Here is a 25,714-nt window from a genome sequence, read left to right as displayed (position 1 = left end):
TTCTGAAATATTCCTCTCTTCTGTTCATCCTGCTGTTCCCAACGCGCGTTTCAGCGCTGCAGTCGGCGCGACCTGCATCAGGGCCGAAGCGCTGACGCCACCCGATAACACCGGTATATGTTGCAGTACAGGCACCTCGCCAAAATCGGTAATGGCCTGCGCGGTCATGTCGCATTGCGGCCCGTTCAACACCACGCCCAGCACGGGGATCTCCCGCTGGCGCAACGCCTGCAAAGTCAGCAAGGTATGGTTCAGCGTTCCCAGCTTGGTAGACGCGACCAGCAAAACGGGTAGCCCCAGATGGTCGATCAGATCGATCATCAGACACCCCGTAGCGAGCGGGACCATGACACCACCGGCCCCCTCTACCACCAGCCGCTGTGCGGCGGGCAGCTTGATTTCTTTCAGTACAAGCTCCCTGCCTTCCAGACGTGCCGCATAATGCGGTGAAGCAGGTTCGTGCAGACGGTAGACTTCCGGGTGAGTATGACAATCGGCATAGCGCTGTACCCATTCACTGTCGGTCATGGGCAGCAAACCCGCCTGCACCGGCTTGAAATAGTCGCATGCAAAATGCCGGCACAGCCAGGCAGACGCCAGCGTCTTGCCCACATTGGTATCGGTTCCGGTCACAAAAATACGCATGCTCAGCCCTCCGCCATCGGAGCGGCCAGGTGCCGCACAATGCCCTCGGCCAGTTGGTTCACGCTGGCGCGGTCATGAAGCGCGTTAATTGCAATACGCAAGCGGGACGTACCCGTGGGGACGGTGGGTGGCCGAATAGCAGACACCATCATGCCGTCTTCCAGCAAGGCTTTTTTCAAGGCCAGCGTATCGGACTCATCTCCCAGACATACCGGCACAATATTGGTACCGTCACCCATCACCGTTATACAGTTGGCGCGCAACATCCGGCGCAACAAATCGGCCATGGCAAATACCTGCTGGCGTTGTCCGGCCAGCGCCGGAATCATGCGCCAAGCCTGCGCTGCAGCCGCCACGCTCATGGGCGACGGTGCCGTTGAATAAATAAAGCCGGCCGTTCTGTTCAACATGAACTGCTGCATAACTGCATTGCAGGCAACGTATGCTCCGGCACCGCCGATCGCCTTGCTGAATGTCCCCATCACCATATGCGGCACCGGAGATAAATCAACCGTTGTGGACAAGCCATAACCCTGCGGCCCATATAAACCGGTAGCATGCGCTTCGTCCAGATACAGAAAACAGTTGTAGCCGGCGGCAATATCAACCAGCTGCGCGAGCGGCAACAAATCCCCTTCCATCCCGTGAACCGTCTCGGTGACGATAAAGGCAGGCCGGGACGATACGCGGTACTTTTGCAACTGACGGCGCAAGTCGTCCATGTCATTGTGATCGAACAACACATATTCCACCCCCGATAAAAACATCGCGTTATAGAGACTGGAATGATTAAGCCGATCGAAAAAAACCAGCGGTGGCGCCGGCAGCACCCGCCGACTCAGCAAACTGGCCAGTACAGTCATATTGGCCTGATACCCCGAACTGAATACAAGCGCAGCCTCGGTGTGCTTGTCCCGGGCGATCTGCCTTTCAAAGGCTTCAATTAATTTGTAGTTTCCGGACAGCAGCCGGGATCCGGTAGAACCGGCACCATATTGGCGAGCGGCCTCAATAGCGGCATTCACCACGTCGGGATGCGTGGCCAGGCCGAGATAGTCATTGCTGGAAAAATCGAGCGAGACGGAACTATCTACCGGTGGCAATATGCGCAACCGGCTTTTACCGGCTTGCTCAAGACAATACTGATCGTAAAAATGATACATGGAGCGATACCTGACGCATTGTCGCAAACATGAACCTCCCGGCACCAACCGGGCATATGCGACGTTCAAACCCTATTCTAAGAAGAAGGCATCGCAAATGAAATTTAAAAAAAATTGGAAATAGACGAAAAATAGACGATGTAACGCGATATTCAATGAAGATATGAAAAATGAAAATAAAGCAGGGATTGCTGGCAGACCGATCTGCTCTGGTTCATTGAAAACCTGCCTGATGCCAACGACGGGCTTGCGCGGGTCCGATTTCGGTATTCTGCGTGCGTTATTCCTGTAATTGAAACCGAAAGACCAGCCATCAGGCGCAATTGCAAAACATTGCAATGGCATCGCCATAACAACTGAAATATGATCACCGCTTCTGCATCAGCAATTTTTCATTTTGGCTATTAATGTTATTATTTCAACATAGATTCTCGGCCGGTATGCATTCTATCTGACACTATTCTGAATTAGATATTCCTTATTAAATTGTTATTTAAAGACAGGAGTTATTATGAAAGAAAAGAGCAAAGCAACTGCAAAAAAAAGCACTGCGAATCAACTGAAACTGAACAAGGCGGCCATTGAAAGAGCCAAGAAAAGCCTGGATGACGGCGCCGTTATTGCGCAAGACAATCCCTGGCGTGAAGACATCGTACGCCTGCTGAACGATGCCCTGGCAACAGAAATCGTCTGTATTTTGCGCTATAAGCGCCACCACTTTACCGCGACCGGCCTGGAGTCTCCCGCCATTGCCGATGAATTCCTGGTACACGCCAATGAAGAATCGGCGCATGCCGACGCACTTGCCAAACGCATTGTACAACTGGGGGGCGAACCTGATTTTTCTCCAAATACGTTATTAGCCCGCAGCCACGCTGACTACAATGACGATGCCGGTCTGCATGAGATGATCAAATCAAATCTGATTGCCGAGCGTGTCGCCATTGAATCCTATACGCAAATGATCGAGTTGATCGGCGACAAGGACCCAACAACCCGGCGCCTTCTGGAAGGTATTCTGAACGACGAAGAAGAACATGCCGACGAACTGAGCGACTGGATGCTCTCGGTTGTTACCAAGTGACGTAGTGCACTGAAATAACATTTCCGGAAATATTTTCCAGCAATGGTAAATTGGCCGTTGACAGTTCATTCGCAATCGCGGAATATCACGTTTGTCTTTGTAATTAGACCGACACAGGAGAATAAATGATGAAAAAATTGGGACTTATTGCTGTACTGGTATCTCTACTCGGCCTGGCTGCATGCAATACCATTTCCGGCGCAGGACAGGATATACAACGTGGTGGTGCTGCCATTACCGGCGCTGCTGATCGCCATAAATAAAAAACGTCAATCTCATCAGGCTGTCCCCTGCTTTATCATCAGAGGAAAACCTTAGTTATTGACCAAAAGCTGCGTTGTGCATGTATACCGGGCGTATGTATTGCACAAGGCAGCTTTTTTATATGCACTAGTTCATTTAATATTCTGCCATTGCGCCCTACTGCGCATGTACAGGAGCCATGCCAGCTATCTGTTGTTATAGCCTTAGTGTGATCGAACCTCAGGCAAGCACCTTCTTCATGCGCTCAAAATCCCGACGATATTGCTTTGCCAGTTTCGTCTTTTGCGCATCGGTCAGAATTTTTCCTGAAACCTGAAAGAATTTCTTTTCCTCTTCGCGCAAATGATGATGCACTTTTTTGGAAAGTGCCTTGGCCTGCGCCAGCCACCCGGGCGAGTTGGACGGCTCGGACTGCAACTCCTCCAGCATTTCCTCGATCTCATGGTGCTCAGCCAGAGCATGGCGCGACGGCGACAAGCCGTTATCGTCCATCAGAATGGGCGCATACAAAAATCGTTCTTCTGCGGCTGCATGTGCTTCAAGCTCAATATACAGTTCCCTGAAGATGTTGTCCCGACTATTAGTACCAGGTTTGCTGCGGAGCAGTCGCATGCAGAGACTACGTTGCGTTTCGTGGCTTTCGCGCAGTGCATCATAAACCGTTTCCATCATTGGTCCCTTTCATGTTGTCGATTTTTCGGGGCTTTGCGTACCATACGCGATGGCAGCTACGAAGCCATAAAGTGACCGCCAGCACACTCACCTGCTCTCAATCACCTTCTCATCTAGCCTTAACCCAATTAAATATGCAACACATCACGTTGCCAAAAAGCAACATTTTTCTAACAAAAAAGACCAAAATCGTACCTTTGTCGCCTGAACTCAACATTTTTTAGAATATGGCGCAAAATTTACTTGCACTGACAGTAGATTTAAAGCATAATTCTTTTCTTGCAGTACAGCGCGCCCGTAGCTCAGTTGGATTAGAGTACTTGGCTACGAACCAAGGGGTCGTGGGTTCAAATCCTGCCGGGCGCGCCACATTAACTTAGGGTCTCCATATGGAGGCCTTTTGTTTTTGCACTATTGAAATCGGAAAGGCTCTACGCCATATCCGCAATGTTTTCAAAGACGGTGGGCTCTACGCCATAAACGGGGGATGGGCATTCACCAAACTCTGTTAATCACTCCATTCCAACCGCATTGTGCCAGTACTCGCAAGCGGTAATTCTCAAAATTCCTAAATCCAAACGCACGACGCGATAGCATTTCCATTTTAGTATGGAAGCCTTCGGTGATGCCGTTCGATTTGGAAAACCGCCACATCCTCACAATTGCTCCAGCCATGATTGGAGTGTGCCAGCCAATGCCCGTGCGGGGCTGCTGGCCAGTTGCTCCAGTAGCTTAAGCAATTGGGGCAGCAGTCTTTTAATCTGTTTGGCCCGAATATTCTTTTGCACCAGAAAGCCGTTCAATTGCTGGCGTGCTGCGTACAGTGACCGGAGTACCGGATACGGGGCCAGATAGTGCTCTAGCCGTTCCTTCTGCTCCCGACTCAGCTTCCAGTGATGACGGCGCATCAGACTGATCAGGCCTCGGTTTCTGCGCCCGACAGGATCATGTTGCTTCCAGATCTGCATAAAATGCTGATTCACCAGCCGAATCACATGAAACCGGTCCGCCACAATGATCGCGTTCGGAAAATACTGCCGGGCGATCTGGCGGTACGTTTCGGACAAATCCATCACAATGATTCGTACCTGTTCCTTGCCGGGCAGGCGCTTCAGAAAGCTGCGCAGGCTGGCCTCTGAGCGCCCCAGCACCACATCGAACACCTTGTGGTTCTTCAAATCGACCAGCGTGGTCGCGTAGCCGTGCTTGCGGCTGAAAAAATGCTCATCGATGCCCAGTATCTGCGGGCAGCTTCGCCCGGACAACTCCGAGACCCGCTGCTTAACGAACGACTGATAACAGCGCTCGACCGTGGCGCTGCCAATGCGGTGCGTACGAGTCAGTTTGCGCTGGCTGACGCCGCCGTCGTGGGCTTCAAAGACCTCTATCCGGTACGCCTGCGTCGCACGGCGACGCGGTTCAATCCCTGTAAAACGGTGTCGAAAGTAGCGATTGCAGGTGGAGCAGTGGTATTTAGGCACGCTAAGGTGCACAATCATCAGCCGATTGCCCTGGCGCGTGTGCTTGAGCGTGCGCTGGTAGGTTGCCTTGATACGCACGGTTTTATGCCGGCAATGCAGGCAGGGCGGGCGCTGTCCAGGCCGGGCCCAGACATGAATATCTCGCTGGTGTTGCACACGCTCGACTACAACGCCAGTCAATCCTAGGATAGAATTTACGGGGGACATCGGTATTACTTCCATTAAACCTCGTTCTTGCAAAAACAAGTTTAATGAATACCGCTTGTCCCCCGTTTATGATGAAGAGCCCAGACGCCCCCTTGGAGCGCGGGATTTACGAGCAACAAGCCATCGTTGAAGTGTTGGTCACTGGTAGTGATCCTGCCTCGCTTTTCACGTACATCAAAGGTTAAGCTGACGTTAGTAGGCTTTTTTCAACTCAATTAGCACGAGCGCATTCACAAACAGCATAATGTCTGGGCAGCGGGTGTGATGGGGCCTTTGACGGTAAATTGACTGGCCGCCACGAAAAATGGCTATCGATGACTCTCTTCGATACAATAGACAGCCAGAGTCGGTGAATTGAGCGTAGAAAGAAGTAAATGGGGGCACTTGTGGGAGATGGAAATTGGCTGATTGCGATGCGGACAAAACCTATCTAGGGCGCTTTTGGCTACCGCACATGGGCGAGAATAGCGCAGTGGAGGGAGTGATGACCCTCGATAAGAATGGCGCTACGATCCGGCTTCGCGATCAACTTGACGATGACCTATTGGAAGATGCGACAATCTTTGCCCGTCTACAAGGGCGCTACAACCAGGCCACGCTTTTAAATTGTTACGATTCCTGGACCCGAGATGGAAAAGGGGAAATTCTGTCTTCTCGTGTGAGTTCGACTTTGGTGGCGATGGGTTGTATCCGGGAAGATGTTGGTGGCTATTGCTGTGAGTTTCGTTTACCAGGCAGCGAAAAATGGCTAAACGATCCGTGCTTCGATCTGAAGATCGGAGATGCTCAAGAAATGCATCTTCATTTCAAAGCTAGGGAGTCGTTCGAGTCCGTTCTAACCAGCGATGTGACGCTGGAGCGGACTTACAGAGCATCAATTGCTGGAGACCGGAGTGGTACCGAGCGTTACGAGATAGTTAGAAAGATGATTTATCGACTCAAGCCCGACAGGCGGTTGATCTTCGATGACCATTGGGACATGATGAATCGACTGAAGCGGTTATTTGAGTTTTTAATGCAGCACCGTCTGTTTTATGAGGACATGAAAATATATGATAGTTCTCCCATAATCAGTTATGAACCGGACATCAAAATCCACCATGTGGATTCATATTCAAACAATCAGAAGCAATTAAACCGACACGAGTTCCTTATTTACTCCCATGAAGTGGGGAGTAAAGTCGATGAGTTAATAAACAAGTGGATGGAACTTATGGCGGAGCATCCCGCACCGCTCCAGCACTACTTCCATGCGTTTGATCGTCAACGTAAAGACCGTGTACTTCATTTTGTCTGGAACGTGGCCACCTTGGAAGAGCTGCACAAGATGCGTTTTGGTAGAAAGAAATTAGATCTGATTGATCGACTGAAAGCAATGAGAGACCGGTGGGCCGGGGCCTTTCATCGGATGCCATCCGACGACGTTCTTCGTCATATTAAGAACAGTCGCCATTATCATGCCCATGCAGCAGCAGATCTTAGGACTAAGGCCGCGAAGGGATGGTTATTGTTTCGGTATGGTGATTTCCTAATGGCATTGTCAAACCTTGAAATTCTCTCGCACCTCGGCTTCCAGAAACAGGAGGCGATCTCCCTCACTCGACATAACCATTGGATGAGGGAAGCTCTCGATCTGACGACATATCCCGGACCCGACGACTGAAGTGAAAATTAATGAATGCGTTACTTGAAATAGGTCGCCGGGCTACCGCTTTTGCCGGAAACCAAGATCGAGGTTGACGTTCAAGTTGGCAGCCCACCTGCCATACAGTGTCGCCGCTGTTAACGAATGCGTGTGAACGCGCACGGGCAACAGGTATGGCCCCTGTGTAATGTGTATCTCAGCCTTCATTAACCTAAAAATGATGCTTAAAAGACTATATGCAGGATAGGGAATTTGCGTAAGACGCAACTTGCTTCGGAGTGTTCGCGTGCGAAAGTTTTGCTTGAATTTCATCGTGCGCCGCAGGACAACGAACATCAATATGGATAGCTTGATATTCTTCGCCGGACTAATGGCGAACGCGCGCGCTCGGAAATAAAGTCCAACTTTTCGTCCGCACCTCCAGGCAATTTGATCGCACTCTTTGGTCATATATTATGGGTCTCCATATGGAGGCCTTTTTGGTTTTTTGTACTATTCGAATTGAGTAACGATTATAAAAAATTATAAAAACAATCTGTTTTCCCGCCAGCTCCTTCCTCATACACCAATCCGAGTCAGGGAATCAATCCGCTCCGGTAGCACCTTGATTTCCCGATGCGCCGTCACCCGACCTCCGATGACCTTGCATTTTTTCTAACCGATAATCTCGTCTTTGCCAACGTTTTCTTTTTGCTCCGAACATCAATGTAGCGAAAAACGAGACGAGGCATCATTCCAGGTATTGGCAATTTACCGAAGACGCGCGCCACATGAAAAGTCAGCCCGCGTTAAGGGTTACTACTCTTCAAAATCATCATATGACGGAATAGACCCATATAGACCATTATCTCTAGCGCTGTAGCCCATTCCTCTGCTTTTATCTAGTGGATCGCTTCTTCCGATCGACGCATGATCGCCGGCGCCATTTGAACTGGATTGTTCAGCATTTTTGAAGTGACCATGGGGAATGTTAAGACTCCCAACCGCAGCAGGCCGGTGTGAGAGCTTAATGTTAGAGATCTTAGGTTCCGCGGCACCATAGACCTTCTTGAACCCTGTTCCGTCACATTCTGGACAGTGATCTAACTCACCACCTCGACATCGCTCACACCAAATTACGCGAAACGTACCGCGCACTTCTTTTTCCAGCAGTGCTTTGTCAATGGAGTTTTGGCCGACGACATGCGGTCTGACTTTCTGAGGTTTTTTAATTCTTTTGAATGTGACTTTTGCCTCTGTTGCATTTTCGGCATTGGCGCCTTTTTCAATGCCCTCCTTCCTCTCTAACCCAGAGAGGCTGGAAACAATATTAATTTTTTTCTTTTTCTGTGCTTTTTTTATTGGAGTTTGGCCATCAAATCTCACAAGAGAAGGCTTTCTGACCCAGATTTCAATTAATCCATCTTTGACAAAAGGATCCATCGATGCTTCCATGTGCCAATCGATAAAGTTATATTTGAAAAATTTTTTACCAGTTTCCGGGAAATAAAAATCATGTGCCGACAACCAGCATGGGATAAATTGCTCTTTTGTGCTTCCAGGAAACTTGAACCAAGCGATCCGCCCCCTCTGAAAGCAATACAAGACGTTATTGTCGATACTTTTAACGAAAAATGGGGTGGTGTCTTTTGAATGATTGCTGCGTTTTCGAATGTAGTCGGGATTTTGCTTCGGATCTTTCATCCCTGGGAATGCTTCTTTAATTGTTGGCATTGACCCACTAATGTGAATGCGCCCAACATAGCTCAGATCTGCCGAAGTGGGCTGATATTTTGACTTGAACCATTGGTTGCACTCTTGCTGCTCACCAGTTGCCGGGGGGAAATACCGATGATGCTCACCCTTATTAAGCCATTCAGGACGGCCGGCAGCCAAGATAGGCCCAAATTGAGATTTGGGCAGTTGGGGGCTACCAGACTTGGGGTTATCTTGTTTATGCTTAGGGGCTAAACGCTGTTGCGGCCTTCGTCTGTCTTTCTTTCGTTTCTCCAAACGGCGTGCGGTCAACCGAAACTTCATCAACAAATCAATTTGCTCATCAGTTAGCATAAGCAGTCCGTGGTTTAGTAATTGTTTGACTCGACCATTTTTGGTTCATGTCGAGATTCATATGTTGTCGACCTGATCGTTTCCATTCTACAGATGTATTCTGCTAAAAATGAGGGGATTCCCCTCACTAAACTCGATTCACTTCGCCATTCCAACAGCCTTAATCAAAACCCCGCCTTCTTACGGTAGCTCCGGACGGCCTTTTGCAGACGTGTCCCTGGTTCTGCCGGGGTAAGCAGCGCGTTCACGAACGCCACCTGTTCGGCGCGACTCAGGCGGATATTTTCGTACTCTTGTACGACCTTTTCTGCAGCTACTTGTGCACTGTCGATAACAAATTCACTCAGAGTGCGGCCAGTCAGGTCAGCAGCACGTTGGAAAAAGTCTTTCTGATCGCTGGATAAGCGCAACACCAGACGCGCATCGCGCAATTTTTCTTTGGTTTCTGGTACAGACGACATTGGCAACCTCACACGGAATAGCTTCATATTCTATAATTTTTCGTGCGCCATTTGTCCGAATAAATCAGGATACCAGTGCCGCTCCCACCGTCAGCCGTCGCCTGCACACCCGGCCATCGCCTTTTCCGGCAAAAAATTACGACGCAGGCTAACCACCTTCTACACCATATTTAATATTTACCTATTCCTCAACGCCCCAAACACATCATATTATTACGTTTACCGCAAATAAAATTTACTAAAACATCTATTGTTACGGCATTTGGTTTAATTAAAATACCCATTCACTATTAAATGCGGAGCACGGACGTGTTCAACAGCCACGACGAAGCAAAAAGATCAGACCTACTCACTGGCATATTGAACTGGGGACCGTTACTCGTCCCTCCGCTGCTCTGGGCGGGCAATTTTGTTATTGGGCGATATATCCGCCATGACATCCCACCGATGACACTCGCCTTCGCTCGGCATTTAATCGCCTTGCTATGCCTGCTGCCTTTTTGCTACCGGCCGATGTATCAGTATTTTGCCCAATACCGGGCATTACGCTGGCATCTGATCGGCACAGCACTAACGGGTCTGGCGGGATTCAATCTGTGCATCTATGTCGGGTTACAGTCAACCGTGGCCTCCAATGGCCTGCTGCTTAACTCAACCATCCCTGTACTGATTGTAATATTGGCCACCATGCTTTATGGACACAAACTGCGTATCAATCAGGCTGCCGGTTTGATCATTTCCTGTGTGGGTGTGCTAACAATCATCCTGCACGGCGATTTCTCCCGCCTGATTTCACTACAGTTTTCACACGGCGATCTGATCGTTTTTCTGGGGATGATTTGCTTTACATTTTATTCCTTATGGCTGCGCTACATTCCTGCTGACGTCAATCGCATAGGGCTATTTGGATTTCAGTTATTGATAGCGACGCTTTTCCTCGCGCCCTTTTTTGCATGGGAATACGCCTCCGGGCTCAGGGTCATATGGACAGTCGGATCGGTATCGGCTATGTTATATGTCGCCATTGCTGCCTCTCTCGCGGCTACCTTCCTGTATATGACTGGCGTCGCCCGAATAGGAAGTGCACGCGCCGGAGTATATATTCACCTCATACCACTTTATGGCGTGGTTTTATCAACGTTATTTCTTGGTGAAACCATTCACTATTACCACGCTGCCGGGCTTGCGGCAATTTTGGCCGGCCTCACTGCCTATAACTGGGATCAAATCTCAGCTTCGCTGACCAAGCGGACAAATCCGGTCTAGCAAGATAGACTTGGAAATAAATAGTCAAAATACATCGTTGAATACTTTGAGTTTAAAAAATGCCTCTTCATATTAATACGCCACTCGTACACTCCCGCGCCTTAAGCATATTGAGTGGAAAATCTGTCTTACTAAAACTCGATGCCTTACAGCCATCCGGGTCGTTTAAGCTACGCGGCGTGGGTGCGGTTTGTGAGCGCTTTGCGCAACAGGGTAAATCAACATTTGTTTCTTCGTCGGGTGGTAATGCCGGTATTGCTGTTGCGTACGCGGGCAGACAGTTATCGATTCCAGTAACGGTGGTCGTGCCTGAATCAACAACCGATCACGCTAAAAAATTAATTGCCCAGGAAAGTGCCAAAGTGATCGTACATGGATCTTCGTGGATGGAAGCCAATGCACTGGCGCAATCCATGCTTGAAGACCCTTCTGTGGCTTTTGTTCATCCCTTTGACGATCCCTTCATGTGGTCCGGCCACGCCAGCATGATTGATGAAGTGGTCGCCGCCAAAGCCCATTTCGATTGTGTTGTCCTTTCTGTTGGCGGCGGCGGGCTTCTGTCGGGTGTAGTCGAAGGCCTGCTTCGCAATGGGCTGGCGCATATTCCGGTAGTTGCCATTGAAACCCAGGGAGCTGACTCACTCGCACGTTCTGTTAGCGCCGGTCATCTCATTGAGCTGGAAGCCATAACCAGTATAGCCACTTCGCTTGGCGCGAAGAAAGTGTGCGCGAATGCCTTTGAATTGACCACAAAGCATGACATTCGCTGTCACACCGTCTCTGATCTTGAAGCAGTGAATGCGTGCGAACAGTTTCTGATCGACCATCGATTATTGGTTGAGCCTGCTTGCGGTGCTTCACTCGCCGCGGTTTATGAACACAGCCACGATTTGCTCGCTGATTTTCAGGCCCCGCTAGTGATTGTCTGTGGTGGGGCGACGGCGAATCCCATGCAAATACAGAACTGGAAAAAACAGCTTTCAAGCTGAGGGTGCGCAGGTGTCATCGAACATGCTCATCGCATGTTCGGCGGTGCGTTTCCTGTTCGTAACAGGCATCGCACGATGATTGATGTTCGAGTCGATCAAACAAACCATGTAAATATTTCGTACGAAATGCACGCAATGAAACACCAGCCGCCATCATTTCAATCGTCATCTTTGAATATAATGTAATAGTAATTACTACATTATTAAATGATTACGTTATGCGCAAAAATCTGGATGGTGGGCTTTTGCATGCAATGCATGCGTTTATAAAAGTCATAGACAGCGGCAGTTTCACAGCAGCCGCTGAACAAATGGATCTCACGACGGCTCAGATATCACGCCTGGTATCCGAGCTGGAAAAACGCGTTGGCGCGTCATTGCTGCAGCGCACCACCAGAAAACGCATTCTGACCGATATCGGGGCCAACTTTGCGGAACGCTGCAGGGAAATAGTGAGTCTGGTTGACGAAGCCGAAGCGCAGGCAGCAGGTACGGCAGCAACGCCACAAGGTCGATTACGTGTGCAATGCATGGCGAATTTTGGTCAACATTATGTTGCGCCGGTTATGGCAGACTTCTGTGGCAGCCACCCGCAACTCACGGTGGAATACAGCACATCACAATATGTGCCGGATTTGCTCTCAAGAGGCGTTGATGTAAGCCTTTATCTGGCCGAATCGCTGGGCGACTCAGGCCTCGTTGCCCGCAGAATAGGCACCACGTTTTCAATATTATGTGCCTCACCGGCTTATCTTAAACAACACGGCACACCGACAACACCAGAAGATCTTCACCGCTACTCCTGCGTCCGGCTGATCAATCCCTCCATTACCGCCGGCTGGCGTTTAATGAACCGGGATGCTTCCATAAAACACGTTGATATCAATGGCAGATTAATTGCCGACACACCGGAGTTACTGTTAGATGTGGTGTTGCGTGGCGCGGGCATTACCCTGTTGCCGTTATTTTCTGTAATTGATTCAGTCAAATCCGGACGCCTGCAACGTATTCTGCCCGACTGGCGATCCCCGGACATCGGCGTTTACTCCTTAAGGCCGTCCCGGCATTACATGGATGCGAAAACACGCGCCTGGCTCGACTGGGTAGAATTGCATATTTGCCCGCAAATTGCGGCAGATACGCAGTATTTTTCATAGTGCGGCCAACAGCAATTTGGACAATTCCGCCCGCACTATAAAGCAAATAAAACAGGCTGTTTTCCACAAAAAGTAGTAGTAAGCGCCGTTTTTAATATTTCAAAAGTAATACCAGCAACGGGAAACAGCGCCCAAATCTATCAAAATAGCGGATTCGCGTACACCTTCTGCATCCCTACCACACCCCCCACCTTCGAACATTTACTACTACAAACATGCAATTTACAATCATTCTCATTACCATTTATATTATGATATAGTCTGAATAAGGATAGATTGCCGTGAATGTGGCTAAAAATAGATTTTCCCAAATAAATTGCCGCACAGTATTTGTCCTGAGTACGCTGTGGTCTGCCTGCGTCAGCGCTCAAACAACCGCAGCCGTCAAGCTCGAGGCCATCACCGCAACCAGTGAAGCAGAAACCGGTTATCAGGCCATCGCACCCTCTTCTGCCCTGCGTACAGACGCCCCACTGCTGGATATTCCGCAATCTGTAAACGTTGTAACCCATGAGGTATTACAGGATCAGGGTGCGCGGTCGCTGGACGACGTGCTGTCCAATGTCAGCGGCATCTCACAAACAAATACCCTGGGCGGAACGCAGGATGCCTTTATTCGCCGGGGTTTTGGCCAGAACCGGGACAATGCCATGCTCACCAATGGCATGAAAACCGTATTGCCCCGCAGTTTCAACGCAACCACCGAGAGGGTCGAGGTACTTAAGGGGCCGGCCTCAACGCTGTTCGGCATTCTGGACCCGGGCGGCGCGATCAATTTAGTCACCAGGCGCCCTGAACGCGAATTCAGCGGTCAGGCAACCATTTCGCCCAGTAGCTTCGGCGGCGCCGGTGCGTCATTTGATGTGACCGGTCCGATCAAAGACACGCCGCTGGCCTATCGCCTTATCGGCAGCTATAACAACACAAAATACTGGCGCAACTTCGGCCGGAATAAGGACTGGCTGATCGCCCCCTCATTAAGCTGGTTCGGCGAAAAAACCGTCGTAACCGCTTCCTATATGTACCAGAATTACCAGCAGCCATTTGACCGGGGCACCATCTGGGACATCGACGCTGGCGGCCCTATTCCATTGAATCGCCGCACCCGTCTGGACGAGCCCTTCAATATTACCGATGGCCATAGCACCCTGGCAACGCTCAATATTGAACATGAACTGTCCTCCGACTGGCGGCTGGCGTTCAACTACAGTTACAGTACCGATAGCTATACCGACAACCAGGCCAGAGTGATGGCCTACGATTCTGCCACCGGTGACGTCACGCGCCGGGTCGATGCGACGCAGGGTTCAGAAATGGTGGGCCATTCTGCACGTCTGGATCTCGTAGGATCGGCCATGCTCGCCGGCATGAAACACGAACTGTTGCTGGGTGCCGAATACGATTACCACAAGATTCTGCGGTCGGATATGATTCGTTGCACGGCAGCGGTCAGCTTTAACATTCATAATCCGGAATACGGAACCGTGCAGCCGTGCACACGCGTGGTCGCCTCCGACAGCGATCAATATGAGCGGCTAACTTCTCCTTCTATCTATATTCAGGACTCCGTGCATCTGAATGACAAGTGGATCCTGGTGGGCGGCATGCGTTACCAGCGATACCATCAGGTGTCGGGACGCGGCCGTCCTTTCGTGACCAATACAGACACGTCGGGCGGGAAATTCGTTCCGCGGATTGGCGCAGTGTATAAAGCCACGCCCGCCCTGTCGCTGTATGCCAATATTGCCAAGAGTTTCCGACCCCAATCATCCTTCTCCAGCAATATCGGAGATTTGCCGCCGGAAGAAGGCCTGACCTACGAACTGGGTGCCAAGTGGGAACTGGCACGCGGCCTGAGCGTTAACCTGGCGGCCTACACGACCGACAAAAAGAATGTCAGTTACTTCGAAACAGTCAACGGCTCCATTGTGACGCGCGCGGCGGGTAAAGTCCGCTCCCGCGGTATAGAACTGGATATTAACGGTCAGCTGACTGACAACATCAGCGTTATTGCCAGTTATGGTTTTACCGATGCCAAAATCAAGGACGACCCCGACTATACCGGGAAACGACCTGTCAACGTGGCACGCCATACCGCTACGCTGTTCGCATCCTACGATTTCGGCACATTGAGTAATGGCGATCAGCTGAAATTCGGTGCCGGTATCCGCGGAGCCAGCAAGCGCCCCGGCATTAATGACAACAGCTACTTCCTGCCAGGCTATGCGGTTGTTGATGCCTTTGCCACCTACACGATCGCCGCGAAAAATCCGGTCACGCTGCAGTTGAACCTGCGCAACCTGTTTGATCGCACCTATTTCACCTCCTCCTTAGGCTCCAGCCGCTACGGCAACGTTTACGGCGAGCCGTTCAACGCAAGCCTATCGGCGAGCGTACGCTTTTGATTAATGAAACCAGATCCCTCTACAGAGCAGACTGAATCCCTGCGTTCCCCATTATGCGCCCGCGACCTGTCGTCCGGTTACGGGGCGAAGAATATTGTTCAGTCTGCCAATGTTGAATTCAAAGAAAACACCCTGACGGTTCTGCTTGGCCCCAACGGGTCAGGCAAATCCACGCTGCTGAGCACACTGGCACGCCTGCTTCGGCCCAGTACCGGCAGCGTGCTATTGCACGGACAGGACATCCACAAACTACCCACCAAAGAAATTGCAAGCCAGCTGGGCATCCTGCCACAGGCACCTGTATTGCCGGAGAGCATGACGGTGCTGGATCTGGTGTCTTTCGGCCGTCATCCGCATCTGGGTATTCTGCGCCGCTGGTCAGAGGCAGACTCAGACGCAGTGGAACATGCCATGCGCCTGACCGGCACGCTGGACTTCGCGAACCGCTCCGTTGACAGTCTGTCCGGCGGCCAGCGCCAGCGCTGCTGGATCGCCATGGCACTGGCACAGGAAACCGGCGTCATTCTGCTTGATGAACCCACTACCTTTCTTGATCTTAAGTATCAGGTTGAAGTGATGGAATTGCTGCAGACGCTGGTCCGTGAGCACAACAGAACGATTATTGCCGTTTTGCACGACCTTAATCTCACCCTATCCTATGCAGACCGGCTGGTGTTGATGAAAGATGGACAGATCCTGGCCAATCTTGCCGATCCGGGTTCCTGTACGTCCGCGCTGGTGCAAGAGGTTTTTGACCTGCGCGTGATCGACATCCCCAATCCAATGCCTGGGGGACGGCCGGTGTTCATGCCATGGCGTGATCACCCGGGGCAATCGTCATGACAAATGTGAATCAGAATGACATGCCTGGTCGCGGCAACAGGCCAATCAACACGGTCATGATCACGGTTGTACTCATCGCTCTGCTCATCATGGCCGTGCTTGTGCACCTGGGCGTGGGTTCACGTTATATTCCAATGCACAGCGCCATTCAGACCTTTCTGCAACCGGACCCACACAACTTTGATCAGCATATTCTGCGCAATTTGCGTATGCCACGAATGCTCGGCGCACTCACAGCCGGCGCCGCTCTCGGTCTGGCCGGCGCGCTGATTCAGTCGGTTGCACGCAATCGGCTGGGTGAACCGCAATTGCTCGGCCTGAATGCCGGTGCCGCGTTCGCCGTTGTCGCGTCCACCACCTTATCGATCCCGTTGCTGTCTACCGCCGCCATGCGCCCATTTACCGCCGCGCTTGGCGGCGCGCTGCTGTTTGCACTGGTGTTATTGTTTGCACAGGTGGGGCAACGCGGCATGACCGTGATTAAACTCACCTTCTGCGGTATTGCCTTATCGGCCTTTGCGTCTGCGCTCACTTCGGCCATGCTGATTCTTGACGAAGACTCGCTGCAGGACCTGCGGATCTGGCTGGCGGGCGATCTGGCTGAAGCCGGGATGGCGGTGGTGCGCCATAGCCTGCCCGCAGCCCTTTGTGGCGTATTGCTGGTTGCCGCCATCAGCCGCCATATTCACACTCTGACTCTGGGCGATGACGTGGCCAGTGGCCTGGGTACGCCCGTCGCCCGCACCCGCTGGCTGGCGCTGGTTGCAGCAGCACTACTCTGTGGATCGGCTGTCTCGATTGCGGGACCGCTGGGATTTATCGGTCTGGTAGCGCCACACATGGCGCATCGCCTGGGCGCCCGTTCCGGCAATCGCCGACTGCTTTTTTCTGCGCTGTGTGGCGCGATACTGGTATTGCTGGCAGATGTGGTCGCGCGCACTGCTCTTGCACCCCGCGAGCTGGCCACCGGCGTGGTCACCGCCTTTGTGGGCGTGCCCGTGTTTCTGGCACTTGTTCTGCGAGGTCGACAATGAATCAAACCGCCGACAATTTCATGAAACGCTACGGGCGCAGACTGGTTCGCCTCGGCTCGTATAGCGTCCTGCTGCGCCCGCGCCAGGTCACGGCCTGCACGCTTGGGATCATCGGTTTATTGTTATTCGCCCTCTGGATGCTGCCGCAGGGCCAGTTTGACACGCCATTGTCCAGTTTCTGGCACGCCGTTGGCAATGCGGATGTGCAACGCATGATCTGGCAGGATATCCGGCTCCCGCGCATTCTCACGGCCCTGTTGGCCGGCGCCATGCTGGGTGCGGCGGGTGCAGCGCTGCAAACGCTGTCTCGCAATGGCCTGGCCGATCCCGGACTAGTCGGCATCAAGGAAGGCGCAGCGCTCGCCGTCGTGGGCATGGCCGTTTTTGCGCCGGACGTCGCGCCTGCCTGGCGCAGTGTGGCGGGCCTGGCCGGGGGCCTGACCATTGCCCTGGTCGTCGCACTCATGGCCAGAGATATGTCCAAGGTGCGTTTCATTCTGATCGGTATTGGTATTTCGTGGTTACTGCATGGTGTCATTGCCTGCTTTATGACAACGGCAGATATCCGTAATGTACAAACTGCACTGATATGGCTGGCAGGCAGTCTGCATGCCGCGTCATGGGAAACAGTGCAAAGCATGCTGTACTGGGCTGTTGCCGGACTGGCATTGCTGCTGATCGGTGCGCGTAATATCGACACCCTGATTCTGGGGCGCACCACGGCCACCAGCCTGGGCACGAATGTGCGCGTCACTTCGGCCCTGTGTTTCCTGGCCTCCTGCGTATTAACATCAGCAGCCGTTGCCGCTGTGGGCAGCCTGGGCTTTGTGGGGCTGATTGCGCCGCATCTGGCCCGCCTGACACTGGGCGTACGGCAGGCGTCGCTGCTGATCGGCAGCATTCTGTATGGCGCCGGCCTGGTTCTTTTGGCTGACAGTATCGGGCGCCTGGTTTTCGCTCCCCTGCAAATTCCCGCCGGCATCGTGATGGCGCTTGTCGGCGTTCCTTTTCTTCTGGTACTGCTTTGGCAGCGCCGTGATCAACTTTAACACTAGAAATCAATATGACATTTCGAACATTCCGGTATGGCTGCATGCTGGCACTTACCGTCCTCTCCACCTCCCCTGCCCTGGCCGATACACGTATGTTCACCGACGACCTGGGACGCCAGGTCGAGGTACCCCGGAAGCCGCAGCGCATCGTTTCCCTGCATGATCTGGACATCACCATTCCGCTGCTGGAGCTAGGTGTGTATCCGGTCGCCAGCCATGGCAGACAGGCACTGGACGGAACCCGTTTCATGCGATCCAGCGCGCGCCTGACCGGCGTGGACTTTGATAACTCGGATATCGCTTTTCTGGGCACAACCGATATCAATATCGAAGCGGTGGCTGCGGCAAAACCCGACCTGATCATCACCGGACCTAACCGCAAGCTACCCATACCACAACTGGCCCGCATCGCGCCCACTGTACTGATCGACAACCTGTCAGGCGGCGCCCCGCACATTTACAAGCGCCTGGCCGAACTCACCAATACGCAAAGCAGGCTCGCCATTCTGGATCGCCGCTACCAGTCCCAACTGGCTGAACTCAGACATGTTGTGGGCGATCCCTCTAAAGTCACTGTTTCCGTATTCCAGGCACAAAATGGCAAGATCGGCGTCTATCACACCTACCGCTCACTCGGTCGGGTTCTGCGCGATGCCGGCTTTCGCTTTCCCGATATTATCAATTCCATTCCCGAAGGCGATCGTATCGAAGTGAGCGCCGAACGCCTGCAGGAACTGGATGCGGATTTCGTCTTTGATGCCTACAGGTCCGACAAAGGCGGCAAACCGGCAGATGAAATAGAAGCCATGCAGAAAGTCATGCAAGGCTATTGCGAATTTCTGGCCGCATGCCGCGAAGGGCGTTACATTCTGGTGACGCGCGAGGAAGCGATTTCCAATTCCTACGCGGCGCTGAACCTGATGGTATCGCTGGTGCAGTCGCACATTTCAGGACGTCCCCTGCCGGCGCAGCCTGCTCGATGAACCGCTGGCGCCTGATCGGTCTGCGCGTCCATTTATGTTTAGGCGTATCAGCAGGACTGCTGCTGGCCGTCATGGGATTGACCGGCGCCCTGATGGCATTCGAAGACGAACTGATCGATTGGCTCAACCCACCACGGCACACCACACTGGCCTCTACCCAGATGCCTGCCCTGCCCTATGCGCAATTGCTGCCGGCGCTTGAACGCCAGTTGAAGGGACAGCGTATTACATTGCTGCAGGCGGATGAATCGGCAGCGATCATCGTTGGCTTCACAGCGGCAGGCAAGGCCACGCGACTGCTCGCAGACAGAACCACATCCAGCATAAAAGGCGAAGTCCGGGGAGCGGCATTCTTCACTTTTGTGAGACAGATTCATCGCTGGCTGGCCATACCCGGTCAGGCCAATGGGCCTGGTCGTTCGATTATTGGCGTGGCTGCGCTATGCCTTGTGCTGCTGGCATCCAGCGGCCTATGGCTGGCCTGGAAACGCCTGCCACCCAAAACCGAGGTCAAAGCCAGCTGGCGTGACCGGCGTCTATATCGGGGCTGGCACCTGCGCTTTGGATTATGGCTGGCCCCTGTTCTTTTGTGGAGTGCCCTAACGGGATTATGGTGGTCGTTCGACTGGTATCGCGACGGCATCACATCGTTGCTGGGCGGGCGCGCTCCCACATCGGCCACCACTTCGGCCGCCGCCACATCTGCGGCATCTAGGGCCACCCCCAGGGCAACAGCTGAACAGCTCGGCACGGCAATCGATATGACCCTTTCAACACTGCCTGGCCCCTCGCAAAGAATCCTGCTCACCCTGCCCCGCAAGCCGCGCCAGCCCCTTCGTCTGCGCCGCCTACCCGTCAATGCGTCGCATGATCGTGCTTATGACGAGTACCGTATCGACCCCGCTACCGGTCTCATCCTCACTCGTCATCAGTATGAAAGCCAGCGCCTGGCCGATAAACTGGGCGCCCTGATGGAACCCTTGCATACCGGTTCCTGGTTCGGCTGGCCGGTACGGGCGCTGCTGATCGTGTCCAGTCTGGCCTTGCCCGGATTTGCTGCCACCGGAATCACCATGTATATCCTGCGACGCAGGCGAGCGAAGGCAGGACGCTGCATTCGTCTGTAAACAGAACAATATCATCTACATCCCTATCCGCTTTTTCTGACAACCCACTGAGTCATCCGCGCTATACCTGGCAATCACTGTATGCAAACATAGCGCATAGCGCCACGTCACTCACACGCCAATAGCAGGCTATAATTTTATGTGCAATATTGCGTACATAGTGTGCCTGTCCACAACAGCACTTAGTAGCCAATTCAGGGAGACCACCTAGTGGCGCTGACCAGCAACATGCCAGACTCATTGCCCGGAACCGCAAGCCGTACAGACGTCTTCGGCGAGCGCCTGCGTGCGCGGCGACATAGCCTGTCAACCCGTATGACACTTGTTGCTGATTTTATCGATCAAAACAGGGCACTGGTGCTATCCCGCTCTGCCGTCGAATTAGCCAAGGAAATTGGCGTGTCCGACGCCACGGTCATTCGCACGGTGCAGGCACTGGGCTTTGAAGGCCTGGTGGATTTAAAGTCCCTGCTGTCCAGCTCACTGGGGCAGCTTGATATCACATCTGCAAAGCTGGCCAAAACACTGAATGAACTGCGGCAGGATGCCGATCGCGCCGTCAATTACGTGATTGATGAATACCGCCAGTCGATCGAGCATCTCACCAACAAGAAAAATCTGGATTCTCTGACCGATGCTATCTCCGTATTAAACTCGGCCAACCGGATTGGCGTCTTCGGGATCGGTGCGTCGGGTATTCTGGCTGAATACACCACAAGATTGCTGGCGCGTAACGGGCTATCCGCCTACGCCTTGAATCGTACGGGTATATCGCTGGCCGAACAATTACTTCAGTTAGCGCCGGGCGACGCCCTTATTGTGTTGATACGCCAGAATATCCATCGCGAAGTTGCCGCCACGATGGAAGAAGCAAATCGGCTGAATATCCCGGTGATCCTGATTACAGGACAACGACGGCATGCATTGGCACACCAGTCCCATTCCGTTATTGTGATGCCCAGATCCGGCACCGGCGGCACATCCTTGCACGGGCCTACGCTGGCCTGCCTGGAAATACTGACACTGGGCGTAGTAGGCAGTAATCCGCAGCGTTCATTAAACTCCGTAGAACGGTTGATCGGGCTAAGAAGATCGATACGCGCTCGTAAATGAAAGCGGAGAAATTGCTTTTACGGCGTATAGAAAAGGGCAAAAGGCACGTTCAAACGAGTGATTCATGACGCGCAATTCATAACTGTCGGCACAGCGGCCTGCAGGCGATGCGATCACGAGGACACGAGCACGGCTCTGCCTATTTCAAAGCGCCATCTCAACTGACATACTGCTATCTGAGATCTGGCGGTCAGATGCCTTCACACGCGGCCAATCCGCTTCCATGACATTTGTGGTTGCGTCGGCGGCATTGTCATTATAGTGGCCATCCACTGCAACGAGCACCTGGGATACATTCAGATTCGGCACAACGCGTGAGCCGGCACAGGGCGGAACAAACCCCATCGATTTCTGGGCCTGCAACATCATCACTACCGGCACACCCAGAGCGGCGGCCATATGCATTGGCCCTGAATCGGGCGTTACCATCACACGCGCCTGAGCCAGCATGGCAGCAAAGAGTCGCAGCGGCTGGGGCGGACAAAGCGAACCCAATGGCAATGTCGCCAGCGCCTGCTGCAAGCGGGGAATCATCGCCTTTTCTTCTGGTCCGACGAAAACGACAAAGCGTTTTCCGGTCCGATTCAAATCATTGATCAGCGCCAGCCAAAACGAAACAGGACAGACTTTATCGGCATGTCCACCCACAAAAACAGCAACAAACGCATCAGGATTACCGTCGCCGTCAGTCTCCAGGCCCATTGCCTGGAATTGACCAAGCGCGCGCATTCGCTCCTTATCGGATATGGCCAGACAGGTATTGGCCGGACAGATAGTGCCGAGTGTTCGCGAGAATGCGGTGCCAACATCATATGCATGAACGATGGGGTCTGTTACCGTAATGTCATACCACGCAGCCGATCCCTTTGGCTTGCCCATGATGTAGCGGGCGCCAACCAGCGTCGAAACAACCAGTCCGCTCAACGAACTGGGCGCCAATTGCACCGCCAGATCATAGCGCCGAGCCCGCAATTGGCGCACAATGGGCAGAGCGCGCCAGGGTTGACGCATGACAGACCTGGATACCGTTGTGATATGCCCGATAGGCAGATTCGCAAACAGCGACGCGGTCTTGTCCGTCACGAGAAAATCAATGGTGGCTCCTGGAAACCGCTCCTGCAGCGGCGCGATGATGGCCGTGCTAAGGATCGCGTTACCAATGCGATAGTTAGGGCGAATGACAATAATCCTGGACACTTCCTGCAGCGCTGTAACCGATACTTCCTGCCTGCGCCCTGCCGCTGCACTCAGCGCCGCGAAAACAGCCTTCCTGCCGGCTTTTTCCAGTTGCCTGACGGCTTTTTTTAAGGTGGGTTTAATGGCAGCCAGCATGGCTTTCCCATCAAGCCATCCCGGCGCTATTACGGCAGATTCCCGTTGCTTGTCGACCATCGATCATCCTTCACTTCAGAGGCGAACCGGGCGGATTTCACCCTTGGTGGTACATGAATCACAGTGACGATATCGGCGACTGCCCGAAACGCCCGTTGCGTCTTGCGGTGAAATATACGCTCGGTTTATTGCATTTTTAAGAATCAATCTTTCTAATTGTTGCCGCGACGCTAAACTTGCAAGAGATTCCGTCGGCGCACCGCCCCGGGCCATTGTCGGGGGGATCAAACCTTAACCTGCTGACATTCAGCTGACATGCCATACAATGGCCGCTACATCTTTTGGGAAAGCGGTCCGCATGTGCTACAGGATCACAAGTGTTTCCGGCCGGCACCAGTCTTGTACAAGCATGATGACAATCTGCACGACAGGCCCGTTTCTTCAGCGCTCTTCACATTTTTTACATTATTTTTCGGGCCTGAATTTTCGGGCCTGAGTTTTCGGGCCAGAATTGAACATTGCAATTGGCATTACCGATATCAGCCCTTGTCATGCGAAGCTTGATAAAATCAGTCAGACTGTCCCGACGCTACTTCCGGCAATGGCTTTACACTTGTCGTTTTCAGGATTCTCAGATTGGAATGACATCCCAAATATGAACCTTAGCTTACGCCAAATGAAGGCTTTTGCAGCGCTGGCAACGCTACGCAATTTCACACGTGCCGCCGAACATTGCAATATCACCCAGTCTGCTTTCAGTGCGCTGATCGTCAATTTGGAAAGTGGGCTGAACGCCAGGCTGTTCTCCAGAAACACACGCAACGTGGAACTGACCGCCGAGGGCGAGGTATTTCTCAATATCGTCAATCACCTGATTCCTGAAACCGAACATGCGCTATCTGAGATGCAGGACCATGTGTCCAGGCGCAAAGGCCGGGTAGCCATCGCCGCGCTGCCCACGATATTTTCTGCACTGTTACCGGACATTATCGCTACTTTTATCAATGAGTATCCAGGTATAGCACTCATGGTTGAGGATGTGCCGAACACGGCCTGTGTTGAGCTTGTACGCAACCGCAAGGTCGATTTTGCGTTGTGTGCGTCAGCAGAACCGGGAACAGATCTGATAATGGAAACACTGGCATCTGACACATTCTTTTTTGTTTGCCAGCCAACTCATCCGCTGGCAGATCACAAGCGCCTGTCCGTCGTTGATATTCTTCCCTATTCAATTATTGTGTTTGAAAAAGCCAGCAGTATACGCCAGCACCTGGATGCCTCGGTGTATCCCAAACAGTGGAGTAAGGTACTTCAGGTCAACAATCTTTCCACTGCTGCTGGCCTCGTAGCCGCAGGTATTGGCCCAACGATTGTCCCTGTTCTTGGGCTCGGTCAATTTGATCTAACGTGCCTGCTGGCCATTCCAGTAATGCTGCCCATTAATAAACGTGATATTTGTCTGTTACGTCGCAAAGATGCGACTGAATCCATCGCTGCACAGGAATTCATTCATCTATTGCGAAACAGACTACCCCAGCAAGTCGCTCTGCTTGCTTCACGGCAACCGACCCTGAAATAAAAAATAGAAAGTCAGCTTTTCGGGCATGTAATCTCTCCTTTTTAATCGAATAAACGCATCTTTTCATTAAGCTGTTTTATCGATTAATTTAGAAAAATAATCCATATATCAGCTAGCTTAGCCGCGGTAGACTGCGTAAAACAATCAAAAAATAACCCGCAGCACACCAAAAGGAGATTTTTCATGAGTCACGTTACAAAGCTGATCCAGGCCAGTCTGTTTGCTGCACTATCAGCCGGCACAGCCAATGCATTAGCACAAGACTACCCCACGCAACCGGTCCGGATTACGGTCGGTATGGCCCCCGGCGGCTCCAATGATACGATCGCCCGGCTGATCTCTGCCGAGCTATCAGAAAAAATGGGTAAGACATTTGTCGTTGAAAACAAACCCGGTGCCAATAGCACCATCGCGACCAATGAACTGAAGCGGGCCAAACCGGATGGCTACAACTTGATGTTGGTGATTTCCTCACACGTGACCAACACCATGTTGTACAGGAATCTGAATTACAAACTTGCAGATTTCAAACCGGTTACCGTGATTGCCGATACACCATTTGTACTCGTAGCCAACCCAAAATTCCAACCAGATACGCTCAGGCAATTTATTGATTTGGCAAAATCCAGTGACCAGAAAATAGACTTTGGCACGCCTGGTCTGGGTTCAACGCAGCATATCGCCATGGAACTCATGGACCAGATGGCAGGTATCAAAATGAATCATGTGCCATATAAAGGTGGTGCTCCTGCGCAGACCGATTTGCTGGGCGGTGTGATCCCGGTCATTTTTGCCACGCCGACCCAGAGCTTGCCGTTCATACAGAAAAAACAGTTGAAGGCCATTGCCGTCACCTCCCGAAAACGCCTGCCTCAACTTCCCGATGTTCCAACTTTTGATGAAGCAGGCCTTCCCGGCTACGAAGCCAATGTCTGGTTTGGCATTATCGCTCCCAAAGACACGCCTGACGACATTGTTGAAACCTTAAACAAAGAAATCAACGCTATTGTGAAAAGCGACAAGATAGGCAAACGTCTTCAGGATCTGGGACTCAACCCTATTGGTAGCACCACTGAGCAGTTCCAGACCTTGCTCGATCAGGAACAAACCAAATGGCAAGACGTGATTAAAAAAGCCAATATCCAGTTTCAATAAATCCAACA

Annotated in this window: 21 protein-coding genes, 1 tRNA gene and 1 pseudogene; 16 read left to right on the top strand and 7 right to left on the bottom strand. The window is 52.2% G+C overall.

The annotated features are described in order from the left end of the window. Positions 1-24 precede the first annotated feature (24 nt). Both bioD and MIM_RS06880 read right to left on the bottom strand, forming a co-directional pair. Complete coding sequence (bioD, locus tag MIM_RS06885) at positions 25-645, bottom strand: dethiobiotin synthase (RefSeq protein WP_025372023.1); 621 nt, start codon at positions 643-645, stop codon at positions 25-27. Positions 646-647: 2 nt separating this feature from the next. Next, positions 648-1,808 (bottom strand): aminotransferase class I/II-fold pyridoxal phosphate-dependent enzyme, encoded by a 1,161-nt coding sequence (locus tag MIM_RS06880; RefSeq protein ID WP_025372022.1) that lies wholly within the window; start codon positions 1,806-1,808, stop codon positions 648-650. Between the two features lie 511 nt (positions 1,809-2,319). Between MIM_RS06880 and MIM_RS06870 the strand changes: the two genes are divergently transcribed. After that, complete coding sequence (locus MIM_RS06870; RefSeq protein ID WP_025372021.1) at positions 2,320-2,892, top strand: ferritin-like domain-containing protein; 573 nt, start codon at positions 2,320-2,322, stop codon at positions 2,890-2,892. 125 nt (positions 2,893-3,017) lie between these two features. Continuing rightward, positions 3,018-3,155 (top strand): entericidin A/B family lipoprotein, encoded by a 138-nt coding sequence (locus MIM_RS22425; RefSeq protein ID WP_407638135.1) that lies wholly within the window; start codon positions 3,018-3,020, stop codon positions 3,153-3,155. Between the two features lie 220 nt (positions 3,156-3,375). Here MIM_RS22425 and MIM_RS06860 read toward each other — a convergent pair whose 3' ends face one another. Continuing rightward, positions 3,376-3,828 carry a hemerythrin domain-containing protein gene (locus MIM_RS06860; RefSeq protein WP_222836924.1) on the bottom strand — a complete coding sequence of 151 codons (453 nt, stop codon included), beginning with the start codon at positions 3,826-3,828 and terminating at the stop codon, positions 3,376-3,378. A gap of 291 nt (positions 3,829-4,119) precedes the next feature. Between MIM_RS06860 and MIM_RS06855 the strand changes: the two genes are divergently transcribed. Beyond that, positions 4,120-4,197 (top strand) — tRNA-Arg (locus tag MIM_RS06855). A gap of 126 nt (positions 4,198-4,323) precedes the next feature. Here MIM_RS06855 and MIM_RS06850 read toward each other — a convergent pair. Beyond that, positions 4,324-5,516 (bottom strand): annotated as a pseudogene (locus MIM_RS06850) (ISL3 family transposase). Between the two features lie 400 nt (positions 5,517-5,916). Here MIM_RS06850 and MIM_RS06845 point away from each other — a divergent pair. Further along, positions 5,917-7,179, top strand: coding sequence for an ApeA N-terminal domain 1-containing protein (locus MIM_RS06845; protein WP_158318704.1), 1,263 nt, complete (start codon positions 5,917-5,919; stop codon positions 7,177-7,179). Between the two features lie 780 nt (positions 7,180-7,959). Here the strand turns inward: MIM_RS06845 and MIM_RS06835 are convergent. Together MIM_RS06835 and MIM_RS06830 are read right to left on the bottom strand one after the other, a co-directional pair. Beyond that, entirely contained in the window at positions 7,960-9,210 is a 1,251-nt protein-coding gene (locus MIM_RS06835) for a hypothetical protein (protein ID WP_025372016.1), read from the bottom strand. Between the two features lie 164 nt (positions 9,211-9,374). Next, positions 9,375-9,671 (bottom strand): type II toxin-antitoxin system TacA family antitoxin, encoded by a 297-nt coding sequence (locus MIM_RS06830; protein WP_025372015.1) that lies wholly within the window; start codon positions 9,669-9,671, stop codon positions 9,375-9,377. 309 nt (positions 9,672-9,980) lie between these two features. Here MIM_RS06830 and MIM_RS06825 point away from each other — a divergent pair, with 309 nt between their 5' ends. The 10 genes from MIM_RS06825 to MIM_RS06780 all read left to right on the top strand — a co-directional run bounded on the left by MIM_RS06825 (position 9,981) and on the right by MIM_RS06780 (position 21,640). After that, positions 9,981-10,937, top strand: coding sequence for a DMT family transporter (locus tag MIM_RS06825; protein WP_222836921.1), 957 nt, complete (start codon positions 9,981-9,983; stop codon positions 10,935-10,937). Between the two features lie 59 nt (positions 10,938-10,996). Continuing rightward, positions 10,997-11,926 (top strand): pyridoxal-phosphate dependent enzyme, encoded by a 930-nt coding sequence (locus MIM_RS06820; RefSeq protein WP_025372013.1) that lies wholly within the window; start codon positions 10,997-10,999, stop codon positions 11,924-11,926. A 218-nt stretch (positions 11,927-12,144) separates the two neighbouring features. Continuing rightward, positions 12,145-13,083, top strand: a complete 939-nt coding sequence (locus MIM_RS06815) for a LysR family transcriptional regulator (RefSeq protein ID WP_025372012.1) — start codon at positions 12,145-12,147, stop codon at positions 13,081-13,083. A 287-nt stretch (positions 13,084-13,370) separates the two neighbouring features. Then, positions 13,371-15,488, top strand: a complete 2,118-nt coding sequence (locus MIM_RS06810) for a TonB-dependent siderophore receptor (RefSeq protein WP_222836920.1) — start codon at positions 13,371-13,373, stop codon at positions 15,486-15,488. Positions 15,489-15,491: 3 nt separating this feature from the next. After that, entirely contained in the window at positions 15,492-16,331 is an 840-nt protein-coding gene (locus tag MIM_RS06805; RefSeq protein WP_025372010.1) for an ABC transporter ATP-binding protein, read from the top strand. Next, positions 16,328-17,365 carry a FecCD family ABC transporter permease gene (locus MIM_RS06800; protein WP_042070067.1) on the top strand — a complete coding sequence of 346 codons (1,038 nt, stop codon included), beginning with the start codon at positions 16,328-16,330 and terminating at the stop codon, positions 17,363-17,365. The genes MIM_RS06805 and MIM_RS06800 overlap by 4 nt, the downstream gene beginning before the upstream one ends. Further along, entirely contained in the window at positions 17,362-18,414 is a 1,053-nt protein-coding gene (locus MIM_RS06795; protein WP_025372008.1) for a FecCD family ABC transporter permease, read from the top strand. The genes MIM_RS06800 and MIM_RS06795 overlap by 4 nt, the downstream gene beginning before the upstream one ends. A 14-nt stretch (positions 18,415-18,428) precedes the next feature. Further along, complete coding sequence (locus MIM_RS06790; RefSeq protein WP_162472008.1) at positions 18,429-19,400, top strand: ABC transporter substrate-binding protein; 972 nt, start codon at positions 18,429-18,431, stop codon at positions 19,398-19,400. Further along, positions 19,397-20,527, top strand: coding sequence for a PepSY-associated TM helix domain-containing protein (locus tag MIM_RS06785; protein WP_025372006.1), 1,131 nt, complete (start codon positions 19,397-19,399; stop codon positions 20,525-20,527). Before MIM_RS06790 ends, MIM_RS06785 begins: the two co-directional genes overlap by 4 nt. Before the next feature lie 210 nt (positions 20,528-20,737). Further along, positions 20,738-21,640, top strand: coding sequence for a MurR/RpiR family transcriptional regulator (locus tag MIM_RS06780; protein ID WP_052342287.1), 903 nt, complete (start codon positions 20,738-20,740; stop codon positions 21,638-21,640). Positions 21,641-21,784: 144 nt separating this feature from the next. On the opposite strand, the gene MIM_RS06775 is transcribed toward MIM_RS06780, so the two are convergent. Then, the gene (locus MIM_RS06775; protein WP_025372004.1) at positions 21,785-23,032 is read right to left on the bottom strand and encodes a glycosyltransferase family 9 protein; all 1,248 of its coding nucleotides are present in this window, start codon (positions 23,030-23,032) and stop codon (positions 21,785-21,787) included. A 451-nt stretch (positions 23,033-23,483) separates the two neighbouring features. Between MIM_RS06775 and MIM_RS06770 the strand changes: the two genes are divergently transcribed. Together MIM_RS06770 and MIM_RS06765 are read left to right on the top strand one after the other, a co-directional pair. Beyond that, positions 23,484-24,551 (top strand): LysR family transcriptional regulator, encoded by a 1,068-nt coding sequence (locus tag MIM_RS06770; RefSeq protein ID WP_084458933.1) that lies wholly within the window; start codon positions 23,484-23,486, stop codon positions 24,549-24,551. Between the two features lie 183 nt (positions 24,552-24,734). Beyond that, positions 24,735-25,706 (top strand): Bug family tripartite tricarboxylate transporter substrate binding protein, encoded by a 972-nt coding sequence (locus MIM_RS06765; protein WP_025372002.1) that lies wholly within the window; start codon positions 24,735-24,737, stop codon positions 25,704-25,706. Positions 25,707-25,714: the final 8 nt, after the last annotated feature.

It is taken from the genome of Advenella mimigardefordensis DPN7, from assembly GCF_000521505.1.
GTDB lineage: Bacteria > Pseudomonadota > Gammaproteobacteria > Burkholderiales > Burkholderiaceae_B > Advenella > Advenella mimigardefordensis.
Note: the sequence above shows the minus strand (reverse complement) of the source record. Positions and strands in the feature narration are given on the sequence as shown.